This is a genomic window from Thioalkalivibrio sp. AKL10 (assembly GCF_000381845.1).
In the GTDB taxonomy this organism is placed as follows: Bacteria; Pseudomonadota; Gammaproteobacteria; order Ectothiorhodospirales; family Ectothiorhodospiraceae; genus Thioalkalivibrio; species Thioalkalivibrio versutus.
The window spans coordinates 444,947-467,993 of the sequence record NZ_KB907144.1; the positions used below are offsets into that span (position 1 = coordinate 444,947).

The window sequence follows — 23,047 nt, forward strand, 5'->3', positions numbered from 1 at the left end:
TGGAGTCGGCATCGGGTCAGAGCCGGCGCCACCAGAACTGCAATGGCTTGAGGCTCTCCTGCCTCTCGCCGATATCCGGCCACGGGAAGTGGCCAACCCGCCCCTCGGCGCGCCGGTAGCCGCGCTTCTTCCAGAACCCGTCCAGGGGCCGGTAACCGGCCGGGCGTCGCGGGTGATCCTCCGGGCGCACCACCGCGCAGAAGGTGGCATGGGCAAAGCCCAGGCGCCGCGCTGCCGCCTCGCGCTCGTCGAAGAACCGATGCCCCGCCCCCTGGCCGCGGAAGTCCGGCTCCAGTACCGATTCCGCCAGGTAGTAATACGCCGCCGGGTCCAGTCCTTGCTCAAGGAAGGGAGCCTGGAATTCCGCCTCGGCCGCAGCCAGCGGCAGCGCAGTGGAGGCCCCCACGACGCGATCACCTTCCAGCGCGAGTACCAGCGTACTGTCCGGGCAGTCGACGTAGTCCTGCAGATACCGCTCTTCGTACTCCGCGCTGCCGTCGTAGAGATATGGCCACTCGCGGAAGACTGCGATGCGCAGGCGTGCAACATCCTCCAGATAGGGGGCAATCCCCGCCCCTCCCACGCTCCTGAACTCCATTCGTCCTCCCGGCATGGCAATCAAACCGGCGCCGGCGTGTCCGCAGGGGCCTCTCGGCCGACACCACGCAAGAGGCGCCCAAGGATATCCGACCCACTCAATATCCGGCGCTGACTATCGGTCCACAGCAGGATCACGTCGTCCCCAACCACCGTGTCGCCGCTGCTGGCCGGGCGCACCCGGAAATGGGGTACCAGGCTGCCCAGCCGGTGGCTGCCATCACGCACGACCAGCGGGTGATGGCAGTGATGGTGGGGATCGAACCGCTCCGGCGCAAACAGCGCCTCGCGGGTAAAATCCGCGACCCGGATCACCGTGCGCGGCTCGCCCTCGGGATCGATGACCACCATCCAGCTGCGACCCGGCCCATTGAGTCGACGCAGGAACGCATCATCGGTACGGGGCTCGATCGCCGGGAACACCGGACGCCCGGCCTCGAAGTCCAGCGTGATCACGCTGTCCGGGGCCAGCGCCTGGCCCTCGTGTTGCACCAGGATGTCGTCCAGCTCGAGGAAATTCCGCGCGCCCCGCCCCTCGACCCGGGTAATCTCGCTGCCGTGGGCCTGCATGTGCAGGTCGATCAGGTGATGCAGATCCCGCTCGGGGAAGAAGCGAATCTCCTCGCCCCCCAGCCAGCGGTCCAGCACCCAGGCAGTGGGCCGTGCCACCGGGTACATCAGGATCTGGTAGAAGCGCAGCAGTGGATACAGCGCCCCCGCGACCCGCAGGGCATGCCGCGAAAAGTAGGACTGCGGCAGAATCTCGGCAAAGATCGTGATCACCACGGTAGAGAACAGGAATGCCGCCACGCCGCCCATCACCGAACCCGACAACAACGCCAGCAGCACGTTGACGGAGACGTTTCCCCAGAGAATGGTCACCAGGGCAAAGTTGGCATCGGCGCGCAGGGCCAGCAGGCGCTCCGCGCGCCGGTCGCCCTTCTGCGCCTCGACCTCCAGCTCCAGCTTGCTGCGCGAGAACAGTCCGAGATTGAGTCCGGACAGAATCGCCGATTGGGACAGGCAGACGAGGATACCCAGCCAGGTGAGGACGCTCATGGGGTCTTTTCCTTGGGCAACACGGCGCACGAACGGGAGAGGCTTCAGGGTACCGCGTGGCAAGCCGTGCGCGCCCGCACGGAACGTACGTTTCGTCATGCCAAGCCGCACCCGCAAACCGGCAAAACATCTACACTCGGAGATGGGGCCGATGCCTGTCGGGCCGGCGCCACAGCGGCCCGGTACGTCAGGAAACGGCCGGTCGGGCCACCGAATACGCTACAGGAGGATCTGCATGGATACTGTCTGGATCGTTGTCGCCGACGCCGCACGAGCCCGCATCTTCACCTGCGAGGGCCGTGCCTGCCAGGGGATGCACGAGAGCGAGACGCTCTCGCACAGCGAATCCCGCGCCCACAATCAGGATCTCGTCTCGGATCGTCCCGGGCGCAGCTGGAGCAGCGCCAGCGGGGACGCCCGCCACGCCATGCAGGACAGCACCGACCCCGCCGCCAACGAGCGCAACCGCTTTGCCCGACAGGTGGCCGAACGCCTCAAGTCCGCCCATAACGACGGCACCTTCAAAAAACTGGTGATCGTCGCCGCCCCCTCGTTCCTGGGCGCCCTGCGCGAAATGCTGGACCCGACCGTCGCCCATAGCGTCACCGCCGAGGTCGCCAAGAACATCACCAAGTCGACCGACGCCACCACCCTGCGCAAGCACCTGCCCGACTTCCTCTACTAGGCACCATTCCAGCCCTGGCCCCGCATAGCGGGGCCAGGGTGCGACCGGTCGGACCCAACGCCCCTCAACGCTTGCCGAGATCGTCCGGCTGCAGCGTGCCCAGCAGGCGCGGGCCGTCGGCGTGTGGCTCGAACACCGCCATTTCCGCCTCCTCGATTTCCACATCCGCGGCGTGGCGCAGGTTGAGATCGTGGCCCACAACGACGATGTTTTTCTCCGGATCCCTGGGCGGAGTATTTAGATGCCCCCGAAGGCCTTCGATCAGGTCCTCGCGGCGCTCATCGTCCTGGATAATCGGCAGATTGTAGAGCTCGGTCCGAATCTCGTAGTCACCGAAGGCATAGTGCGCGGTCTCCCAGTTACGGCAGAACTCGCTGGTCAGTACCTGCTCCACCGGGATCGCGTAATGATCGAAGCCCTTGCCCACCTGGCGCGCCTGTTCGCGCCCGCGCGTACTCAGATTGCGCTGTCCTTCGCAATCGTCCATGTCGGACAGGTCGTAGTCGTCATGCGAACGATCGGTCGCCGCATGCCGCCAGTACACCACCAGCCCACCCGCCTGCATACGCTCGATCAGCGCATCCGGTGCCAGCGTCCCCGCATTTGCGGTAGCGAACGCCACCAGCAACAGGGCCAGGATTGCGCCCAGCATCCCATTTCGCATGCCGTCCTCCTCGCGAGTGATGGATTGGGTGTTTCCCTTGTGTGCAGACGCTCTGCGGCCGCGGTACCCGGCACCCACCGGGCCCGCCCCTCACAGTCTCCCGGGGCTCAGTCGAAGTCGTCGGGCGTCAGCACCCCGAGTACCCGGGGCGAGTCGCTGCCGGGCTCGAACACGGCGATTTCACCCTCGTCGATGCGAACCCGGGCGGCCTGCTGAAGATTGATGTTGTGGCCCACGATCACCACGTTCTTCCCGGCATCCCCCGGCGCCGTCACCAGATAGCGCCGCAATGCATCGACTAGCTCCTGCTGGCGCTGACGGTCACGCACTGGCGGCATATTGAACAGGTCGTCACGGACCTCCCAGGAATCCTCGCCGAAGGCGATCCGGGCGCTGTCGACATTGCGGCAGAAGGGCGAGCTCAGGATGCGCTCGACCGGGATCGCGTGACGTTCGAAGCCCTCGCCCACCTGACGCGCCTGCTCGTGCCCGCGGTCGTCGAGATTGCGCTGCCCCTCGCAACGGCTCATGTCGGCCAGGTCGGTGTCCCGCTGGCTGCGGTCGGTGGCCGCATGCCGCCAGTAGATCACCAGCCCACCCGCCTGCATGCGCTCGATCAGCGCATCCGGGGCCAGTGTGTCGGCGCTCGCGATTACGGGGGAAAATCCAAGGATGATCAGGAACAAGAACCAGCGCCGCAGCATCGGGACCTCCAGTGAGAACGGGGTTCAACGAAGCAAGAGACCGTCATCCAAGGGCATCGGTTCGATGCATATTCTGGGCGCAACCATCCGCCCGGCGCGTTGACGCCCCCCGACCCCAGCCCTAGTATGCCGTCACCCCCTTGCCCGGAAACCCGCGTCCCCATGACCTATTGTGTCGCCATCGATCTGGACGACGGTCTCGTCTTCGCCTCCGACTCCCGCACCAATGCGGGCGTCGACCAGGTCAGCACCTACAGCAAGATGCACACCTTCGAGATCGAGGGTCAGCGGGTCTTTGTGGTCCTCGCTGCCGGTAACCTCGCCACTACGCAATCCGTGGTACAGCAGCTCAAACGGGACATGGAAGAAGGTGCCGACGAGAGCCTGGCCACCGTGGAGCGCATGTCGGATGCAGCCGACTATCTGGGCCGGCTCAACCGCGAAGAGGCGGAAAAGCACTCCGAGGCACTGTCCCGCTCCGGCATCAAGGCCGAGGCCACGCTGATCATCGGCGGCCAGATCGGCCAGGACGCGCCAGCGATCTTCATGGTTTACCCGCAGGGCAACTACATCACCACCTCGCAGCAGACACGCTTCTTGCAGATCGGCGAGAGCAAATACGGCAAGCCGATTCTGGACCGCATCATCGACCCGACCACCCCGCTGGGCGATGCCGCGCGCTGTGCCCTGGTCTCCATCGACTCGACGATCCGTTCGAACCTGACCGTGGGGCCACCGATCGAGGTGATGGTCTATGAGCGCGGCACCCTGACCTTCGACCATTACCTGTGCCTGGAGACGGACGACGACTACCTGCGGTCGCTCACCCAGGCCTGGGACATGAACATCAAGAAGGCCTTCACCGACCTGCCGCGCTTCGACTGGGAATCCGCCCACGAACGCAAGCAGCGCGGGACGCGCGTCAGCCGCGGCTCCGGCAAGACGGCGGGGTCTTCCTCGGCCAAGACGAAAAAGCCGCGGCGCTGAACACCGCAGCGCGGCGACGCTACGCCGCCTGAGTCTGCACCTGCGCCGGCGAGGCCAGGAACCAGGTCTCGGCGTTCGCGCCGTGAATATCTCCGATATCCCGCTGCAGCACGTCGATGAAGGCGTGCAGGGCCTCTTCCTTGATCAATTCGTCCACGTGGGCATCGGCCGCGTGACGGCGCCCCTGGATCACCAGGCGCAGGGGCAGTTCGTTGTTCGGCAATTTTTCCAGCGCGTCCTGTACCTGGGTCAAGGCGTGGGTAACCGACCGCGGGAAGGCGGTGTCCTGCAACAGGTAGCGCACCACATCCACGCCGTTGATGCGCCGCTTCACATGCTGGCGATACATCTGGAAGCCGCTCTCCGAACGCAGGATGCTGGTCCACAGCAGTCCCTCGTAGGGCCCCGGGTCCTCACCATCCTTCTTCAGGTGGCGCAGTGCGCCAACGTCGATCTGCCGCGTCCCCATGTCGGCCCGCTCCAGGTTGCGCCCCAGGCGGATAAAGTCGTAGGCGGCATCGTGGCTCATGGTTCCGGCCAGCAGCCCGGTCAGGGTCTGGCAGCGCTGGATGACGTCCGAGAGGAATTCGAAACGCCCGCGCTTGCCGATACCCTGATCGATATGGTCGCGCGCGAACAGATAGAGTTCGTTCATCACCTCCCAGGCCTCGGAGGGCACCAGATCGCGCGTGGTGCGAACGTTCTCGCGCGCGGCGCGCAGGGAGTTGAGGATGGAGCTGGGGTTATCGGCATCGGCCAGCAGGAACTTCACGCAGTTCCGTTCATCTTCGCGCTGGTAGTGGTTGTCGAACAGGGCCTCGTTACCGGTGACGTCCACCAGCCCCTTCCAGGACAGCTGCACCGATTTCGGCATGTCCAGCGCCAGCAGATTGAAGGCCATGACCATGCGCGCCGTGTTCTCGGCACGCTCAACGTAGCGCGCCATCCAGTACACGCGTTCTGCGACTCTCGAGAGCATCTTAGTTCTCCTCGTCCACGATCCAGGTGTCCTTGCTGCCCCCGCCCTGCGAGGAGTTCACCACCAGCGAGCCCTTGCGCATCGCCACGCGGGTCAGCCCGCCAGCGGTCACGTCGGTGCGCACCCCCTGCAGGACGAACGGGCGCAGATCCAGGTGCCGCGGTTCGATCTCGTCACCGCACAGCGTCGGGGCCACCGAAAGGTCCAGCGTCGGCTGTGCGATGTAGTTGCGCGGGTCCTTCTTGATCAGCTGCGCGAACTCGGCACGTTGCTTCTTGGTTGCGTGCGGGCCGACCAGCATGCCGTAGCCACCGGACTCGTTCGCCGGCTTCACCACCAGCTCGTCGAGGTGATCCAGCACGTAGGCACGATCCTTCTCGTTGACGCAGAGATAGGTCGGCACGTTGGGGATGATCGGTTCCTGATCCAGGTAATAGCGGATGATGTCCGGCACAAAGGCATACATCACCTTGTCGTCGGCCACGCCCGCGCCCGGCGCGTTGGCGAGCCCCACGTTGCCCTGGCGCCATGCGCGCATCAGCCCGGGCACGCCCAGCATCGAATCCGGATTGAAGACCTCCGGATCCAGGAACTCGTCGTCGATGCGCCGGTAGATGACGTCGACGCGCTCCAGACCATCGATGGTGCGCATGTAGACGCAGTCGTCGTCGCCGACCACCAGATCCGCGCCCTCCACCAGCTCCGCGCCCATGCGCTGGGCGAGGAAGGAGTGTTCGAAGTAGGCCGAGTTGTAGATCCCCGGCGTCAGCACCGCGATCTCCGGGTAGTCCTGCGGACGCGGCGAGATCGAGGCGAGCATGTCGAACAGCTGGGTGGGATATTCATCCACCGGCAGGATGCTGGAACTCTCGAACAGCTCCGGGAACACCCGCTTGGTGACTTGCCGATTCTCCAGCATGTACGACACGCCGGAGGGCACGCGGAGGTTGTCCTCCAGCACGTAGAACTGCCCCGAGCCGTCGCGCACCAGGTCCGAGCCGCAGATGTGTGCCCAGACGCCCTGCGGCGGCTTGATGCCAACACACTGTTCGCGGAAGTTCTTTGACTGGTTCAGCACGTAGCGCGGAATCACCTTGTCCTGGAAGATCCGCTGCTCGTTGTAGATATCGTCAATGAACAGATTCAGGGCATTCAGGCGCTGCTCGAGGCCGGCCGTGACCTGATCCCATTCCTTGCGCGCAATGACCCGCGGGATGATGTCGAACGGCCAGGCACGGTCGATGTTCTCGCCTTCAGTGTAGACCGTGAAGCTGATACCCATCTCGAGAATCGCGCTGTCCGCGGCCTGCTTGCGGCTGTGGATCTCGCCCGCGTCCAGCGAGGCCAGGTATTCCGCGAGTGCCCGAGCCGGAGGGCGTGGCTGGCCAGGTTTCTCGATCAGTTCGTCGTAAAACGGGGCGGAATCGTATTGCTTCCAGTCGATGGCCATTCGTCGGGTCCTCTGACGCGGGGATGGTGTTGTTCTACAGTAACGCCTTTTGGCGACAGTCGACGTTTCTGCCCACAGCGTTTCGTCCGGCCCGCCCCGACCGAGGTTCCCATGTCCGACGCACTCGAACAGCGCCTGATCGAACTCTACCGCCACCCAAAGATCCAGGGATGCAACTGGCAGCCACGGTTGTTCTGGTATGCGGCCGCCGACGGCACGCCCTTCGGCAGGTTGCGGGTGGACGGGCGGGAACTGGAGGTCTTCCTGGCAACAATCCTGGGGGAACCTTCAACGGAACAGGCCGGGCTGGATGCCGAGCGGGATGGCCGCGGGCAGTTTCTCGCCGCCAATGCGCGGCGCCACGAGCTGCCGTTGTTCACCCGCCGCTGACCAACCATGGCCTTGTCACAAGCCCTGCCATCGCAAGGAATGTAGCGACATGGCGGCCTTCCTGGGCGGCCAGGCAACCGAACCGAACAAAACGCAGGGGGTGCGGACGGAGGTTGCTTCCTTCGTCGCTGCGCTCCTCGCCATCACGGGGCTCGTGGCGGCGCCATGCGAGGACGAACGTTCAGACAGGCTTGCGGAATTCGACCTGTTTCCAGTAGCCGAACAGGCTCGCCGGGGCGACCATGCAGGGCTCCTGCCCGGTCACGCGCACGAAGTCCTCGTATTCCATGTCCGGCCGGAACCCAACGGCCTTTGACAGCGGCCGCAGGCAGCGCTCGACGCCGCGCAACAACCATTGCTGCGAGGCAAAGTGGTTGACCACCAGCAAGCGCCCCCCGGGGCGGCAGACTCGCCACATCTCGGCGAACAGGGCATCGGGGTTGGGCACCACGGTTGCCACATACATCGCGACCACCGCGTCAAAGCTATTATCGGCGAAGCCGAGCTTTTCGGCATCCATCTCGCACAGGCCAGATACTGCCGGCAGGCCACCGTTCAGGCGCCCACGCGCAACCTCCAGCATCTCGCGGGATACATCGATCCCCACCACCTCGCAGTCATCCGGGTAATCCGGCAGCGAGATCCCGGTGCCGACCCCGACCTCCAGGATGCGCTTGCCCGAGACCGGCGCCAGGGTCTCCCGCGCGCTGGCGCGCCCGGTCGCGAACACTCGACCGAAGGTGGCGTCGTAGTGGCGAGCGTAGCGCCGGTAACTTTTGCGAATACTGACGAGGTCCATGCCCACGCGTCCCGAATCTGAATGGCCGGACGCCGGGAAAAGCAGCGCCCGTGATCGAAGCGAGTCCGATCAGGACTCGGGTTCGACCGCCTTCATGCTCAGACGGATGCGGCCCTGCTTGTCCACTTCCAGTACCCGCACCGTCACCGAATCCCCTTCCGCGAGGAAATCGCCGACGCTCTCGACACGTTCGTCGGAGATCTGCGAGATGTGGACCAGACCGTCACGGCCCGGCAGGATCGAGACGAACGCCCCGAAGTCCATGATCTTCGCCACCTTCCCGGTGTACTGGCGCCCCACCTCGATATCCGCAGTCAGCTCTTCGATACGGCGCTTGGCCTCGAGGCCCGCCGCCTGATCGGTGGAGGCGACCTTCACCGTGCCGTCGTCCTGGATGTCGATGGTCGCGCCGGTCTCTTCGGTCAGTGCGCGAATGGTCGCCCCGCCCTTGCCGATCACGTCGCGGATCTTGTCCGGGTTGATCTTCATGGTGATGAAGCGCGGCGCGTGCGAGGACATCTCGTCACGATGATGCGGCAGCACTTCGTTCATGCATCCGAGGATATGCATGCGGCCCTCACGGGCCTGGGCCAGCGCCCGCTCCATGATCTCGCGGGTGATCCCGTCGATCTTGATGTCCATCTGCAACGCGGTCACGCCGTCGTTGGTGCCGGCCACCTTGAAGTCCATGTCCCCCAGATGGTCCTCGTCGCCGAGGATGTCGGAGAGCACGGCGAAGCGATCGCCTTCCTTGATCAGGCCCATCGCAATACCTGCAACCGGAGCCTTCAGCGGCACGCCGGCATCCATCAGCGCCAGCGAGGTACCGCAGACAGAGGCCATGGAGCTGGACCCGTTGGATTCGGTGATCTCGGAGACCACGCGAAGCACATAGGGGAAGTCCGCCTCGTTCGGCATCACCGCCTGCACGCCACGCTTGGCGAGGCGCCCGTGGCCGATCTCGCGGCGCTTGGGTGTCCCGACAAAGCCGGTTTCGCCGGTGCAGTAAGGCGGAAAGTTGTAGTGCAGCATGAAACGGTCGCGGCGCTCGCCTTCCAGGGCGTCGATGATCTGGGCATCGCGATCGGTGCCGAGGGTGGCCACCACCATTGCCTGCGTCTCGCCCCGGGTAAACACGGCGGAGCCGTGCGCGCGCGGCAGCACGCCCGTATCCACGTGGATCGGGCGCACCGTCTTGGTGTCGCGGCCATCGATGCGCGGGTTGCCGTCGAGGATACGATCACGGACCAGGCGGTACTCCAGGTCGTGGAAGGCCGTCTTCACGTCATCCAGGCTGGGCCCCGACTCATCTTCACTGACCAGGGCCTCCACGGCCTTGCCGCGTAGTTCGCCAATGCGCTGCGTGCGCGCCTGCTTCTCGGCGATCTGGTACGCCTCTACCAGTTCTTCGCCGACCACCCCCTGGATCTGCTCCTCGAGCGATTCGAGCGACGCCGTCGGCTGCCACTCCCACGCGGGCTTGCCGGCCTCGGCCGCCAGTTCCTTGATTGCCTGGATCGCGGCCTGCATCTGCTCGTGGCCGTACATCACCGCACCCAGCATCACCTCCTCGGAGAGCTGGTTGGCCTCGGATTCGACCATCAGCACGGCGTTCTCGGTGCCCGCCACGACAAGATCAAGGTCGGAATCCGCCAGGGCGCTGTAGGTCGGGTTCAGCAGGTACTCACCGGCGCGGTAACCGACTCGCGCGGCGCCAATCGGCCCGGCGAAGGGCACGCCGGAGAGCGCCAGCGCGGCCGAGGTCCCGAGCATCGCGGGGATATCGGGATCCACCTCGGGGTTGATCGACATTACCGTCGCGACCACCTGGGTCTCGTTCTTGAAACCTTCCGGGAACAGCGGACGGATCGGTCGGTCGATCAGGCGACAAGTCAGGGTTTCCTTCTCGCTCGGACGCCCCTCGCGCTTGAAGAATCCACCCGGGATCTTGCCGGCCGCGTAGGTGCGTTCCTGGTAGTTCACGGTCAGGGGGAAGAAGTCTCGGCCCGGGTCGGCTTCCTTGCGAGCCACCACGGTGACCAGCACCACGGTCTCGGCCATATTGACGATGACGGCGCCACTGGCCTGACGAGCGATGTCACCGGTTTCGAAGGTGACCGTATGGTTTCCGTACTGGAATGACTTCTTGTATGCCACGTTATTTCCCGTTTCCCGTGTTCTTGCGACTTTGATGCCTGAATTCTGGCTCTCGCGACCCATTGGTGCGGGCCCGAAAGCGAACGGGCCCGCACCAATGGCGCGGGCCCGTCATGCCGGCCTTAGCGGCGCAGCCCAAGCTCCTGAACCAGGGCCTGATAGCGCTCCTGGTCATGACGCTTGAGGTAGGTCAGCAACTTGCGGCGCGTGCTGACCATCTTCAACAGGCCGCGGCGCGAGTGATGATCCTGCTTGTGCTTGTCGAAGTGCCCCATCAGATGCTGGATGCGGGCCGTCAGCAGCGCGACCTGGACTTCCGGCGAACCGGTGTCGTTGGGATCGCGCTTGTGCTTCTCGACGATGGCCGATTTTTCTTCGGTGGTGAGCGACATGAAAACCTGACTCCTGAAAAATTTCTAAACCGTTAACCGACCAGTGGCGCTGGCGATAGGCGGGCAATGGTAGCACGACGCACGACGACGTGAACAGAAAGAGACCGGGCACGCTCAGGCCGGCGCGTGCGCCGCCGGCACGAACAAACGCCGCGCCCGGATCTGCCCGTCGGGGTCGCGAACACCGACCGCCAGGAAGCGGCCACCATCATCAAAAATCCGCACCAGGGGCCAGCCAGTATCCCCTTCGTACGGCGCATCCGCCGCCCCTGGGGCCTGCCCGACCACGGCGGTCGGCGCGGCCGGGTTGCCATGGCGCATGGCGGCGCTGGCGGCGGCGTCGAGCGTGACCGACGGCCAGTGCGCCAGCGCCGCCTCCGCCGGTTGCAGCAAGGCCTCGATGGCGGCGACCCCGCCCGCCTCGAAGGCCGCCTCAATGGCCTCCAGCGAGACCATCGCGGCGGCATCGAAGTGGCCGTGCCCGACCCGGTGCAACGTATCCACCGCCGCTCCACAACCGAGCGCATGCCCGATGTCGGCAACCAGCGAACGGATATAGGTCCCCTTGGAACAGTGCACCTTCAAACGCAGGCCATCCGCCGCGATCTGCTCGATCTCCAGGGAATGGATCTGCACCGGACGCGGGGGGCGGTCCACCTCCACCCCCTGACGCGCGAGCTCGTACAGGCGCTTGCCCTGATGCTTTAGGGCCGAGACCATTGGCGGGACCTGCGCCTGGTCGCCACTGAACCGCCGCTCCAGCTCGCGCAGGGTGGCCGGCTCGATGGGCGGCACCGCCGCCTCGCGGATCACTGCGCCATCGAGGTCCGCGCTGTCCGTCTCCACACCCAGGCGCGCCTCGGCGACATAGCGCTTGTCCGCATCCAGCAGCCAGCCGGAGACCTTGGTGGCCTGCCCGAAGCACAACGGCAAAAGGCCCGTCGCCCGCGGGTCCAGTGCCCCGGTATGACCGGCCTTCTTCGCCTGCAACAGATACTTGACCCGGCCCAGCGCCTGGTTGGAACTGCGCCCCCGCGGCTTGTCCAGCAACAGGATGCCGTCGACGTCGCGACGCTTGCTCGCCATGGATGAACCGCCCGGCCGCAAACGCCCGGGCTCAGGCCCCGCGTTCCGGTCCCTCGTCCGGATCGCGTCGCTTGTCGGAGCCACCGTCATCTGCCGCGCCGTCCCCATCCAGGGTCTCGGGATCGTCGGCATGATGCGCCCGATCCTCGGCCAGCGCCTGGTTAATCAGTGACGACAGGTGCGCACCGCGCTCGGGCGTATCGTCATAGATGAAGCGCAGTTGCGGCACCGAGCGCAGACGCATGCGCTGCCCCAGGGCCCGACGCAGAAAACCGGCGGCGCTGTTCAAGCCCTTCTGCGCCTCCTGACCCTTCTCGGCCCCGCCGAGCTGGGTGAAATACACTCGGGCATACGCCAGATCGCGCGACACCTCGACCCCGGCCAGCGTGATCATGCCGACCCGCGGGTCCTTGACCTCCATGCGGATGAGCTCGGCCAGCTCGCGCTGGATCTGCTCCCCGACACGGTCGGAACGATGGAAGTCGCGGTTACCGGGCATCAGAGCGTCCGGGCCACCTCGACGCGCTGGAAGACCTCGATCTGGTCACCCGCCTTCACGTCGTTGTAGTTCTTCACCGCGATACCACATTCGGTACCGGCCTTGACCTCGTTCACATCGTCCTTGAAGCGACGCAGGCTCTCCAGCTCGCCCTCGTAGATTACGACGTTGTCGCGCAGCACGCGGATCGGGTTGCCCCGCTTGACCGCGCCCTCCATCACCAGACAGCCGGCCACCTGACCAAAGCCCGAGGCCTTGAACACGTCGCGCACCTGCGCCAGGCCGACGATCTCTTCGCGGATCTCGGCCGACAGCAGACCGGACAGCGCCTGCTTCACGTCGTCGATCGCCTCGTAGATCACCGAGTAGTAGCGCACGTCGATCTCGTTCTCCGCCGCGAGGCGCTTCGCGCCCGCATCGGCACGCACGTTGAACGCGATCACGATCGCCTCGGAGGCCATCGCCAGGTTCATGTCGGACTCGGAGATCCCGCCCACGCCGGCGGAGACCACCTTCACGCGGACCTCGTCGGTGGACAGCTTGATCAGCGACTCGCGCAGGGCCTCGGCCGAGCCCTGCACATCCGCCTTGATCAGGATGTTCACGGTCGCGATCTGGCCGTCCTGCATCTGGTTGAAGATGTTCTCCAGCTTCGACGCCTGTTGCGCGGCCAGCTTGCGTTCCCGTTGCTTGGTGTCGCGATGTTCTGCGACCTCGCGGGCCGTCTTGTCATCGGCCACCACCAGCACCTCGTCGCCAGCGTCCGGCACCCCGGACAGGCCCAGGACCTCGACCGGCATCGACGGGCCGACTTCCTTCACGGCCGTGCCGGTGTCGTCGAACATCGCCCGCACGCGGCCGTATTCCTTGCCCGAGAGCACGATGTCGCCGTGCTTGAGCTTGCCGGACTGGACCAGAATGGTCGCGACCGGGCCGCGGCCTTTCTCCAGGCGCGATTCGATGACCACACCCCGCGCCGGACCCTCGTCCGGGGCCTTCAGCTCCATCACCTCGGCCTGCAGCCCCAGGGACTCCAGCAGATCGTCGATCCCCTGGCCGGTATGGGCAGAGACCTGAATGAACTGGGTATCGCCGCCCCAGGACTCGGGGATCACCTCGTGCTGGGCCAGTTCGTTCATGACCCGATCCGGTTCGGCCTCGGGCTTGTCGACCTTGTTGACCGCCACGACCATCGGTACACCCGCAGCCTTCGCATGCTGGATCGCCTCAATGGTCTGCGGCATCACGCCGTCATCCGCCGCAACCACCAGGATCACAATGTCGGTGGATTGGGCGCCGCGGGCACGCATTGCGGTAAACGCGGCATGCCCCGGGGTATCCAGGAAGGTCACGCCATCGTGGTTGTTCTTAACGTGGTAGGCGCCGATGTGCTGGGTAATCCCACCCGCCTCGCCAGAGGCGACCTTCTCCTTGCGGATATAGTCCAGCAGCGAGGTCTTCCCGTGGTCGACGTGACCCATCACGGTCACCACCGGCGGCCGCGGCCGGGCCTCGGCATTCTGCTCGAGACCGGTATCGATCTCGTCCTCGACCGAGGTTTCCTTCGCGGCGATCGGGTTATGCCCCATCTCCTCGACCACCAGCATCGCGGTGTCCTGATCAATCGACTGATTGATGGTCGCCATCACGCCCATGCCCATCAGGGCCTTGATCAGCTGCGGCGCCTTGATCGCCATCGCCTGGGCCAAGTCGGCCACGGTAATGGTTTCCGGCACCTCGACATCCCGCACCACCGGCGCGGTCGGCTTGGCAAAGCCGTGCTTGCTGGTCACGGCCTGAGCCGCTGCGGACTGGGCCTTGCGGCTCTCGCCCTTCTTGCGGCGACCGCGGCGGTCCCCGGCGACATGCAGTTCCTTGCGCTCGTCTTTGCGACCACCCTTGCGGGCGCCCTTGCCGGCCTTGGCATCGGCTGCCGGGGCAGCCGCCGGAGCGGCCTGCCGCGCTGCGGCTTCGCGCTCCAACCGTGTCTGTTCTTCCTTCTCGCGCTTGGCCTCCTGGGCCTCGAGCTCTTTCGCCCGACGCTTCTGGCGTTCTTCGCGTTCAACGGCTTCCTGCTTGCGCGCGTCGGACGCCTTGCGCTGGGCTTCGCGCTCGGCCTCCACCTGCAGCGCCAGCTGCTCGGTACGGCTGAGCGGACGCTTCGGCTTCTCGGACACGGGTTCCGGTTCGGCAGCGGGCTCCTCGACCGGCGCCTCTTCGGCCACCTCGGGTTCCGGCTCGGCCGGAGTCTCGACGACCGGCTCTTCAGCCTTGGGCTCCTCGACCGGCACCTCTTCGGCGACCGGGGTCTCGTCCTCGACCGGGGCCTCGGGGGCCGTCTCTTCCGCCTGGCCGGCGGCACGGATTTCTTCCGGGGCCTCGGGCGCCGGGGCCTGTTGCTCCTCGGCCACCGGGGCCTCTTCCACCGGGGCCTCGGGCTGCGCCTCGGCCGGCTTGGGCTTGAGGGTCCGCTTCTTGCGCACCTCGACGTTGACCGTCTTGGAGCGCCCCTGGCCGGAACTGACCTTGAGGGTCTGCGCCTGGGTCCGGCGCTTCAGGGTCACGCGCCCTGCGTCGCCCTCGCCATGCGCCTGACGGAGGTGATCGAGCAGCTTGCGCTTTTCGGCATCGGTGATCGCCGCTTCCGGACCATCGACCTCGACGCCCGCCTCCTTGAGCTGAACCATGAGGCGGTCAACCGGTGTTCCCACCGATTCCGCGAATTGCTGCACTGTCATTTGCGCCATGGCGCCTACCTCCATTCCAGATTCTTTTCAGGCCAACCGACAGCCTGTGATACGCGTCCGCGAGACGAGCGACCGGGGCTTACTCCCCGGTTTCGAACCACGGGGCGCGCGCCGTCATAATCAGCGCCGACGCCTCTTCCGTATCCAGGCCGGTCATCTCGACCACGTCGTCGGATGCCTGCTCCGCCAGGTCCTCCATGGTGCACACGCCATGTGACGCCAGCTTGTTCGCCAGCGCCGGGCTCATGCCTTCCATGCCGAGGAGATCCTCCGCGGGCTGATAGCCATCGCCACCCTCGGCCGCGATGGCCTTGGTCAGGAGCGCGTCGCTCGCACGATTGCGCAGCTCCTCGACCATGGCCTCGTCGAACTCCTCGATCGCCAGCAGTTCTGCCTCTTCCACATAGGCCACTTCGTCCAGGGTCGTAAAGCCTTCCTGAACCAGGATGCTGGCAACTTCCTCGTCGACATCCAGGGCCTCCATGAAGAACGCGACCAACTGCTGGGCCTCGGCGTCGCTCTTTTCGGCCGCCTGTTCCTCGGTCATCACGTTCAGTTCCCAGCCGGTCAGCTGGGAGGCCAGGCGGATGTTCTGGCCTCCACGGCCGATGGCCAGCGACAGCTTGTCCTCCTCGACCGCGATATCCATCGACTGCTTGTCCTCGTCGACCACGATCGACAGGACCTCCGCCGGCGACATCGCATTGATCACGAACTGAGCCGGATTCTCGTCCCAGACGATGATGTCGATGCGCTCGCCGGCCAGCTCGTTGGACACCGACTGCACACGCGAGCCGCGCATGCCGACGCAGGCGCCGACCGGATCCAGACGCGGGTCGTTGGAGCGCACCGCAATCTTGGCACGCATACCCGGGTCACGGGCCGCGCCCATGATGTCGATAATGTTCTGGCCGACCTCGGGTACCTCGAGCTTGAACAGCTCCATCAGGAACTCCGGCGCGGTGCGGCTGAGGATCAACTGCGGGCCGCGGGCCTCGGGGCGGATCTCCTTGAGATAGCCGCGCAGCCGGTCATTGGTACGCACGGTCTCGCGCGGGATCATGTGTTCGCGCGGGATCAGGGCCTCGGCGTTGCTCCCGAGGTCCACATAGGTGCCATTGCGATCCGTACGCTTGACGATCCCCATGACCAGCGTGCCAACGCGATCCTGGTACTCCGCGACGACCTTGGCTCGCTCGGCCTCGCGTACTTTCTGCACGATGACCTGCTTCGCGGCCTGGGCCGCAATGCGACCGAAGTCCACGGCCTCGACCGGCTCCTCGATCACGTCGCCGACCTGGGCATCCGGATTCTTCTGCTGGGCATAGGACAGCAGCGTCTGGTATTCCGGGGATTCGAACTCGGGGTCCTCGTCGTCCACCACGGTCCAGCGCCGGAAGGCCTCGTAATCACCCTCCTCGCGGTCGATGCTCACGCGAACGTCCATCTTGCCGCCGTGGTACTTGCGGGTCGCCATCGCCAGGGCCGATTCCAGGGCTTCGAAGATGATGTCCTTCTCCACTCCTTTCTCGTTCGCCACAGCATCAGCGACCAGCAGGATCTCCTTGTTCATGTCTTGCCTCTCCGCACTCGGCAGTTGCCTGCCGATTCAACAAAAAGCGTAGCAGCGCCCTGGACTACAGCTATTTTTTATAGCTGCTCAAGGACACGCGCGTTGTGGATCGCGGCCAGCGGCAGCTCGTAGGCCATGCCGTCCACTTCCACCTCGATCATCGGGTCTTCCACCGACAGCAGTACGCCACGGAAATTGCGGCGGTCATGCTCCGGCCATGCCAGACGCACCTTCACCGGATGACCGATGTAGCTCCGGAACTGCTCGGGGGTAAACAGAGGGCGTTCGATACCGGGACTGGACACCTCCAGGGTGTAGTTCCCCTTCAGAGCCTCCTCGACCTCGATGACCGCACCGGCCTGATCGCTGACGCGCGCGCAATCGTCCACAGTGACGCCATTCTCGCCATCGATATAGATCCGCAGGACAGGCGGCGTGGAACCGGAGTGGTACTCCAGCCCCCACAGCTGCATGCCTTCCCCCTCGACAACCGGGGTCAGCAGTGTTTTCAGTTGTTCAGCCTTCTGCGACAAGGGCGTCTCGATCGACTCCGTCCCGCGGGCGGGACCCAGAAACAAAAAAAGGGCGCCGAACGCCCCTCGTACACCTCTCAAGATGACTGCAGCGAAACATCCGCTGCGAGGCGCGCGGGAGCGCGGCCTTAAGGACGGCGGGCCGACCGCGAGCAGTTGCGACCGGACCATCGGTCCTTAACAAAAAGGCCCCGTACGGGGCCTCTCTGACAATTGGTAGCGGGGGCAGGATTTGAACCTGCGACCTTCGGGTTATGAGCCCGACGAGCTGCCAGACTGCTCCACCCCGCATCCGAGACGCAGAACTATACCAAAGCGGCGACCCGCCCCGCAAGGGCTGTCGCCGATTATTTACTACCGTGCCCGGCGCTGGCCAGCCCGCAGGTGTGGACGCAGGTCGTAGCGCCAGATGTATCCGGGCAGGGCAAACATGGCGAACAGCGACAGGGTGATCACGTAGAACTCCCAGCCCTGCGGATGGATACCGCCGGTCGCCTGGAACTCCAGCCCCTTCCCGATGGCGCCGATCACGAGATACAGCACCAGCCATTCGCCAATGCGGGTCCATGGCCCCTTGATGCCGCTCTCCGGCACCACCATCAGGCCGATACGATCACTGAGCCAGGGCAGGTTGGCGCTGATAAACGCCACCACCACAAACCCCCAGACTAGAACATCAAACGGAATCCACTGTGTCACGAGTTACCCGATAATTGCGTAGTGGGTTAAAGACAGCAGCAGACCCGGGAAAATTCCCAACAGCAGCACCGCAAGCCCATTAATGCTAAGCGCAGCGGCCAGCGCACCGGACGGCTGGACCGGCTCCTCGGCACCTTCCTGGGGGTCGTCGAAGAACATCATCTTGACCACACGCAGGTAGTAGAAGGCGCCAATGATCGAGAAGATCACCGCGACGATCGCCAGCCAGACCAGTTCCGCGCCCACGGCGGCCTGGATCACCGCCAGCTTGGCGTAGAAGCCGACCGTCGGCGGTACACCGGCCATGGAGAACAACAGGAGCAGCATGATGAACGCAAACCAGGGGTTGCGCTTGGCGAGCCCCTTGAAGTCATCGATCTGGTCCGCTTCGTACCCCTTGCGCGACAGGAACACAATCATCCCGAAACCACCGGCGGCCGTGATCGCGTAGACGATCACGTAGAACATGGCCGAGGCGTACCCGCTGTCGGTGCCCGCCAGGATCCCCATGAACAGGAACCCGATATGGGCAATGGTCGAATAGGCCAGCATGCGCTTGATGCTGGTCTGGGCGATCGCGATCACGTTGCCCACGGCGAGCGACAGGACTGCGAGGATAATCAGCATGCCCTGCCAGTCGGCGTGCAGTGGGCCCATCCCTTCCACCAGCAGCCGCATCAGGAAGGCGAATGCCGCAATCTTCGGCGCCGTGGCGATGAACAGCGTGACCGCGGTGGGGGCGCCGTCGTAGACGTCCGGCACCCACATATGGAACGGCACCGCCCCCAGCTTGAACGCGATGGCGACCACCAGGAACACCAGACCGAAGACCAGCGGGACGTTCATGCTCTCGTCCGCAGCCACCAATTCGGCGGCAATCACCGCGATATCCAGCGAACCGGTCATGCCATAGATCATGGACATGCCGTAGAGCAGCAAACCGGATGCCAGAGCGCCCAGTACGAAGTACTTCATGGCCGCCTCGGTGGCGCGCGAGTTGTCGCGCCAGAACGCGACCAGCGCGTAGGACGACAGGGACAGCAACTCCAGGCCCAGGTACAGGGTCAGCAGGTTGTGCCCCGAGATCATGATCATCATGCCGAGCACCGCGAACAGGCCCAGCACGTAGAACTCGCCCTTGTGGATACCGCGCTCCATCAGGTACGGACGGGCATACAGGAAGACCAGGAAGCTGGTCACGTACACCGCCACCTTCAGGATGTCGGCCATCGGGTCCTTCACGAAGGTATCCGAGAAGGTCAGGACCGTCTCCGGCCCCATCATCCACAGTGTCAGACCCGCCGCCGCGACCAGGGTCGCCTGCACCAGGCCGTAGGTGACATCACGCCGCGAATCCGGCAGGAACGCGTCGATCACCAGGATCAGGCACGCCATCCCGAGCACGAACATCTCGGGCACGGCGGGGAGGAAATTGGGGATCTCGAAATTCATGTCAGGCGCCCCTTCAGAGCTTCGACTGCGCGATATGCGCCACGAGGTGGTCGATGGTCGCGTTCATCACATCCAGCAGCGGGGCCGGCCATACGCCCAGCAGCAGCGTGAAGAAGGCCAGCACGCCCATCAGGAAGAACTCGCGGCGATTCATGTCGGAAAGACCGGCCACGTTCTCATTGGCCACCGCGCCGAAGATCACGCGCTTGACCAGCCACAGGGTGTAGCCAGCGGCCAGGATCAGGGTGGTAGCAGCGAGGAAGGCGATCCAGAAATCCGCCTTGAACGCGGCCAGGATGACCATGAACTCGCCGACGAATCCGGACGTGCCCGGCAGGCCGGTGTTGGCCATGGCGAACAGCACGAAGAACGCGGCGAACCACGGCATGGTGTTCACCACACCGCCGTAGTCGGCGATCTGCCGGCTGTGCAGGCGGTCGTACAGCACCCCCACCGCGAGGAACATCGCCGCCGAGATGAAGCCGTGCGAGATCATCTGCACCATGCCGCCGGCGATACCCAGCGAGGCGCCTTCCCAGTCACCGGTGTTGGAGTAGATGTAGAACGCGAGGAAGAAGCCCAGGGTCACGAAGCCCATGTGCGCGATCGACGAATACGCGATCAGCTTCTTCATGTCGCTCTGGATCAGCGCCACCAGGCCGATGTAGACGATCGCGATCAGCGACAGCACGATCATCATGGTGTCGAGCACGGCGCTGGCATCCGGGGTGATCGGCAGCGAGAAGCGCAGGAAGCCATAGCCCCCGATCTTCAGCATGATCGCCGCCAGGATCACCGAGCCGCCAGTGGGCGCCTCCACGTGGGCATCCGGCAGCCAGGTATGCACCGGGAACATCGGGATCTTCACCGCGAACGCCATGAAGAACGCGAGGAAGATCAGGATCTGCGCGGTCAGGCCGATCTGCAGGGCATGGAAATCCTGGATCAGGAAGCTGCCGGACTGGATGTACATCCAGATCAGCGCGACCAGCATGAACACCGAACCGAGGAAGGTGTAGAGGAAGAACTTGAGGGTGGCGTAGACGCGCCGCGGACCGCCCCAGATCCCGATCACCAGGAACATCGGGATCAGCATCGCCTCGAAGAACACGTAGAACAGCACCGCATCCATCGATGCGAACATGCCGATCATCAGGCCTTCCATCACCAGCATCGCGGCCATGTAGTAGGCGATGCGGTCCTTCACCGATTCCCACGCGGCAACCACGACGACCACAGTGATCAGCGTGGTCAGCAGGATCAGCGGCATGGAGATGCCGTCCACACCCAGGTGGTAGTTCACGTTGAACGCCGGGATCCAGGAGGCCAGCTCCTGGAATTGCATCTCGGCGGTCCCCCGCTCGAACACGAACCAGAGCGGCAGGCTGACGACAAAGGTCGCTACGGCCACCGCGAGCCCGAGCCGACGCGCCACATGGGGCGCGTCGCGCCCGGCGGCGAGCACCAGGAAGCCGCCGAGAATCGGCAGCCAGATCAACAGACTCAAGATAGGCCAGTCAGCAAACATGGTCGTTCCTTGAAACAGCGATGGGCTTCGAGCGCATGGGTGTCGAAGCCGCTCAGATCACGAAGGCGAACATCAGGACCAGCAGGCCGATGATCATCACGAACGCGTAGTGGTAGAGGAAGCCGGACTGCATGTGACGGACACGCGACGAGATCCAGCCGATCGAGCGCGCCGTGCCATTGACCAGCAAGCCGTCGATGATCAGCGCGTCACCATAGCGCCACAGCGCCCGCCCGAGACGCACCGACCCGCCGGCAAAGAACCAGTCGTTGAAGCGGTCGAAGCCGTACTTGTCCTCGAGGATGCGCACCCCGAGCTTCAGGCGCTCGGCGATTAACGCCGGCAGTTCCGGGCGCTTCATGTACAGGTACCAGGCGGTCGCCAGGCCAGCCATTGCCAGCCAGAACGCCGGCAGCATCAGACCGTGCAGTACAAAGCCGATGACCCCGGTGTAGGTCTCGCCCTTGGTCGCCAGCACATCCTGCTCCGGCAGCACGAACAGGCTGTTGGCGAAGAAGTCGCCAAACAACATCGGACCGATGAAGTAGCCAGCCACGACTGACGGGATCGCCAGCAGGATCAGCGGCACGGTCACCACCCACGGCGACTCCTTCGGCTGCAACGGACCGTGGTGGTGGTCATCGCCATGCTCATCGTCGTGTTCATCGCCGTGGTCCGGCATGTACTTGTGTGCCTGGTCATAGCGCTCCTCGCCATGGAACACCATGAAGAACATGCGGAAGGTATATAGCGCGGTGACGAACACCCCGGCCAGCACCAGCCAGTAGGCGAACGTGGCCCCCGGGGTTTCGGAATAGCCCACCGCCTCGATGATCGCGTCCTTGGAGAAGAACCCGGAGAAGAACGGGAAGCCGATCAACGCCAGTGACCCGATGAGCGCCGTCACGTAGGTGATCGGCATGTACCGACGCAGGCCGCCCATCGCGCGCATGTCCTGCAGGTGGTGCATGGCGATGATCACCGACCCGGCCGCCAGAAACAGCAGCGCCTTGAAGAAGGCGTGGGTCATCAGGTGGAACAGCCCCGCGGCGTACGCCGACGCACCCAGAGCCACGGTCATGTAACCCAGCTGGGACAGCGTCGAATAGGCGACCACGCGCTTGATGTCGTTCTGCACCAGCCCGATCAGGCCCATGAAGAACGCAGTGATCGCGCCGATGATGAGAATGAACGACAGCGCCGCGACCGAGAACTCGTACAGCGGCGACATGCGCGCGACCATGAAGATGCCCGCGGTCACCATGGTGGCCGCGTGGATCAGCGCGGAGATCGGCGTCGGGCCTTCCATGGAATCCGGCAGCCAGACGTGCAGCGGCACCTGGGCGGATTTCCCCATCGCACCGATGAACAGGAAGATCAGGGCCAGGTCCAGCAGGCCGAAGGTCCAGCCCGGCCAGATGGTGATCGTGGCCTCGCTCATCGCCTGGCCTTCGGCGAACACCTCGGTGTAGTTGAGGCTGCCGGTATAGAACACCAGCGCGGCGATGCCGATCAGGAAACCGAAGTCCCCGACCCGGTTCACGATGAACGCCTTCATGTTCGCGTAGGTCGCGGTCGGGCGCTTGTACCAGAAGCCAATCAGCAGATAGGAGACCAGCCCCACGGCCTCCCAGCCGAAGAACAGCTGCATGAAGTTGTTCGCCATCACCAGCATCAGCATGGAGAAGGTGAACAACGAGATGTACGCAAAGAAGCGCTGATAGCCTGGATCGTCCTTCATGTACCCGATGGTGTAGATGTGCACCATCAGGGAGACGAAGGTGACCACGAGCATCATCATCGCGGTCAGGTTGTCGACCAGGAACCCGACTTCGAACTGGATGCCGTCCGACACCAGCCAGGTGTAGAGGGTCTCGTTGTAGACCCCGGCATCCCCGAAGACATGCGCCCAGAAGACCACCACAGACAGGATGAACGACACCGCCACCCCCAGGATGGTGACGGTGTGCGCCCCGGCACGGCCAATCTGGCGACCGAACAGGCCGGCGGCGATCGCGCCGAACAGCGGCGCCAGAACAATGAGTAGATAGATCGTATCCATGGCCG

General features: G+C 64.7%; 21 protein-coding genes and 1 tRNA gene. 3 read left to right on the forward strand and 19 right to left on the reverse strand.

The window, feature by feature from the left end; genetic code table 11:
* Window positions 1-16 precede the first annotated feature (16 nt).
* The gene (locus G333_RS0110815) at window positions 17-598 is read right to left on the reverse strand and encodes a GNAT family N-acetyltransferase (protein WP_019612521.1); all 582 of its coding nucleotides are present in this window, start codon (window positions 596-598) and stop codon (window positions 17-19) included.
* A gap of 20 nt (window positions 599-618) precedes the next feature.
* Window positions 619-1,656, reverse strand: a complete 1,038-nt coding sequence (locus G333_RS0110820) for a DUF21 domain-containing protein (RefSeq protein ID WP_018146208.1) — start codon at window positions 1,654-1,656, stop codon at window positions 619-621.
* A gap of 235 nt (window positions 1,657-1,891) precedes the next feature.
* Between G333_RS0110820 and G333_RS0110825 the strand changes: the two genes are divergently transcribed.
* The gene (locus G333_RS0110825) at window positions 1,892-2,341 is read left to right on the forward strand and encodes a host attachment protein (RefSeq protein ID WP_018146209.1); all 450 of its coding nucleotides are present in this window, start codon (window positions 1,892-1,894) and stop codon (window positions 2,339-2,341) included.
* 64 nt (window positions 2,342-2,405) lie between these two features.
* Here the strand turns inward: G333_RS0110825 and G333_RS0110830 are convergent, their stop codons facing one another.
* Together G333_RS0110830 and G333_RS0110835 are read right to left on the reverse strand one after the other, a co-directional pair.
* A complete protein-coding gene (locus G333_RS0110830; RefSeq protein ID WP_019628469.1) occupies window positions 2,406-3,005 on the reverse strand; it encodes a histidine phosphatase family protein in 600 nt (199 codons plus the stop codon).
* A 107-nt stretch (window positions 3,006-3,112) separates the two neighbouring features.
* Window positions 3,113-3,709: a histidine phosphatase family protein gene (locus G333_RS0110835; protein ID WP_018167886.1), complete on the reverse strand. Its 597-nt coding sequence runs from the start codon at window positions 3,707-3,709 to the stop codon at window positions 3,113-3,115.
* Window positions 3,710-3,871: 162 nt separating this feature from the next.
* On the opposite strand from G333_RS0110835, the gene G333_RS0110840 reads away from it, so the two are divergent.
* Window positions 3,872-4,696 carry a proteasome-type protease gene (locus G333_RS0110840; RefSeq protein ID WP_018937946.1) on the forward strand — a complete coding sequence of 275 codons (825 nt, stop codon included), beginning with the start codon at window positions 3,872-3,874 and terminating at the stop codon, window positions 4,694-4,696.
* A 19-nt stretch (window positions 4,697-4,715) separates the two neighbouring features.
* Here G333_RS0110840 and G333_RS0110845 read toward each other — a convergent pair whose 3' ends face one another.
* Together G333_RS0110845 and G333_RS0110850 are read right to left on the reverse strand one after the other, a co-directional pair.
* Window positions 4,716-5,675 (reverse strand): alpha-E domain-containing protein, encoded by a 960-nt coding sequence (locus G333_RS0110845; RefSeq protein WP_026313083.1) that lies wholly within the window; start codon window positions 5,673-5,675, stop codon window positions 4,716-4,718.
* Window position 5,676: 1 nt separating this feature from the next.
* A complete protein-coding gene (locus G333_RS0110850; RefSeq protein ID WP_018146214.1) occupies window positions 5,677-7,125 on the reverse strand; it encodes a circularly permuted type 2 ATP-grasp protein in 1,449 nt (482 codons plus the stop codon).
* Between the two features lie 111 nt (window positions 7,126-7,236).
* Here G333_RS0110850 and G333_RS0110855 point away from each other — a divergent pair, with 111 nt between their 5' ends.
* Window positions 7,237-7,515 carry a hypothetical protein gene (locus G333_RS0110855; RefSeq protein WP_018146215.1) on the forward strand — a complete coding sequence of 93 codons (279 nt, stop codon included), beginning with the start codon at window positions 7,237-7,239 and terminating at the stop codon, window positions 7,513-7,515.
* Window positions 7,516-7,696: 181 nt separating this feature from the next.
* Here the strand turns inward: G333_RS0110855 and G333_RS0110860 are convergent, their stop codons facing one another.
* The 13 genes from G333_RS0110860 to nuoL all read right to left on the reverse strand — a co-directional run bounded on the left by G333_RS0110860 (window position 7,697) and on the right by nuoL (window position 23,042).
* Window positions 7,697-8,314, reverse strand: coding sequence for a class I SAM-dependent methyltransferase (locus G333_RS0110860; RefSeq protein WP_018167889.1), 618 nt, complete (start codon window positions 8,312-8,314; stop codon window positions 7,697-7,699).
* Between the two features lie 69 nt (window positions 8,315-8,383).
* Window positions 8,384-10,471, reverse strand: a complete 2,088-nt coding sequence (pnp, locus tag G333_RS0110865; RefSeq protein ID WP_019571463.1) for a polyribonucleotide nucleotidyltransferase — start codon at window positions 10,469-10,471, stop codon at window positions 8,384-8,386.
* Window positions 10,472-10,593: 122 nt separating this feature from the next.
* A complete protein-coding gene (gene rpsO, locus G333_RS0110870) occupies window positions 10,594-10,863 on the reverse strand; it encodes a 30S ribosomal protein S15 (RefSeq protein WP_018146218.1) in 270 nt (89 codons plus the stop codon).
* A 114-nt stretch (window positions 10,864-10,977) separates the two neighbouring features.
* Window positions 10,978-11,949: a tRNA pseudouridine(55) synthase TruB gene (gene truB, locus G333_RS0110875; protein ID WP_018146219.1), complete on the reverse strand. Its 972-nt coding sequence runs from the start codon at window positions 11,947-11,949 to the stop codon at window positions 10,978-10,980.
* A gap of 31 nt (window positions 11,950-11,980) precedes the next feature.
* Window positions 11,981-12,448, reverse strand: a complete 468-nt coding sequence (gene rbfA / locus G333_RS0110880) for a 30S ribosome-binding factor RbfA (protein ID WP_018146220.1) — start codon at window positions 12,446-12,448, stop codon at window positions 11,981-11,983.
* A complete protein-coding gene (infB, locus tag G333_RS0110885) occupies window positions 12,448-15,210 on the reverse strand; it encodes a translation initiation factor IF-2 (RefSeq protein WP_196799827.1) in 2,763 nt (920 codons plus the stop codon). The genes rbfA and infB overlap by 1 nt, the downstream gene beginning before the upstream one ends.
* A gap of 64 nt (window positions 15,211-15,274) precedes the next feature.
* On the reverse strand, window positions 15,275-16,768 hold the full coding sequence (gene nusA / locus G333_RS0110890) for a transcription termination factor NusA (protein WP_018146222.1): 1,494 nt from the start codon (window positions 16,766-16,768) through the stop codon (window positions 15,275-15,277).
* 77 nt (window positions 16,769-16,845) lie between these two features.
* Window positions 16,846-17,301, reverse strand: coding sequence for a ribosome maturation factor RimP (gene rimP / locus G333_RS0110895; RefSeq protein WP_018146223.1), 456 nt, complete (start codon window positions 17,299-17,301; stop codon window positions 16,846-16,848).
* A 214-nt stretch (window positions 17,302-17,515) separates the two neighbouring features.
* Window positions 17,516-17,592 (reverse strand) — tRNA-Met (locus tag G333_RS0110900).
* A 63-nt stretch (window positions 17,593-17,655) separates the two neighbouring features.
* Complete coding sequence (locus G333_RS0110905) at window positions 17,656-18,000, reverse strand: DUF2818 family protein (RefSeq protein ID WP_026340955.1); 345 nt, start codon at window positions 17,998-18,000, stop codon at window positions 17,656-17,658.
* A 3-nt stretch (window positions 18,001-18,003) separates the two neighbouring features.
* Window positions 18,004-19,452, reverse strand: coding sequence for an NADH-quinone oxidoreductase subunit NuoN (nuoN, locus tag G333_RS0110910; RefSeq protein ID WP_018167896.1), 1,449 nt, complete (start codon window positions 19,450-19,452; stop codon window positions 18,004-18,006).
* 13 nt (window positions 19,453-19,465) lie between these two features.
* Complete coding sequence (locus G333_RS0110915) at window positions 19,466-20,980, reverse strand: NADH-quinone oxidoreductase subunit M (protein WP_018167897.1); 1,515 nt, start codon at window positions 20,978-20,980, stop codon at window positions 19,466-19,468.
* A 52-nt stretch (window positions 20,981-21,032) separates the two neighbouring features.
* A complete protein-coding gene (gene nuoL / locus G333_RS0110920; RefSeq protein ID WP_018146227.1) occupies window positions 21,033-23,042 on the reverse strand; it encodes an NADH-quinone oxidoreductase subunit L in 2,010 nt (669 codons plus the stop codon).
* Between the last annotated feature and the right edge of the window lie 5 nt (window positions 23,043-23,047).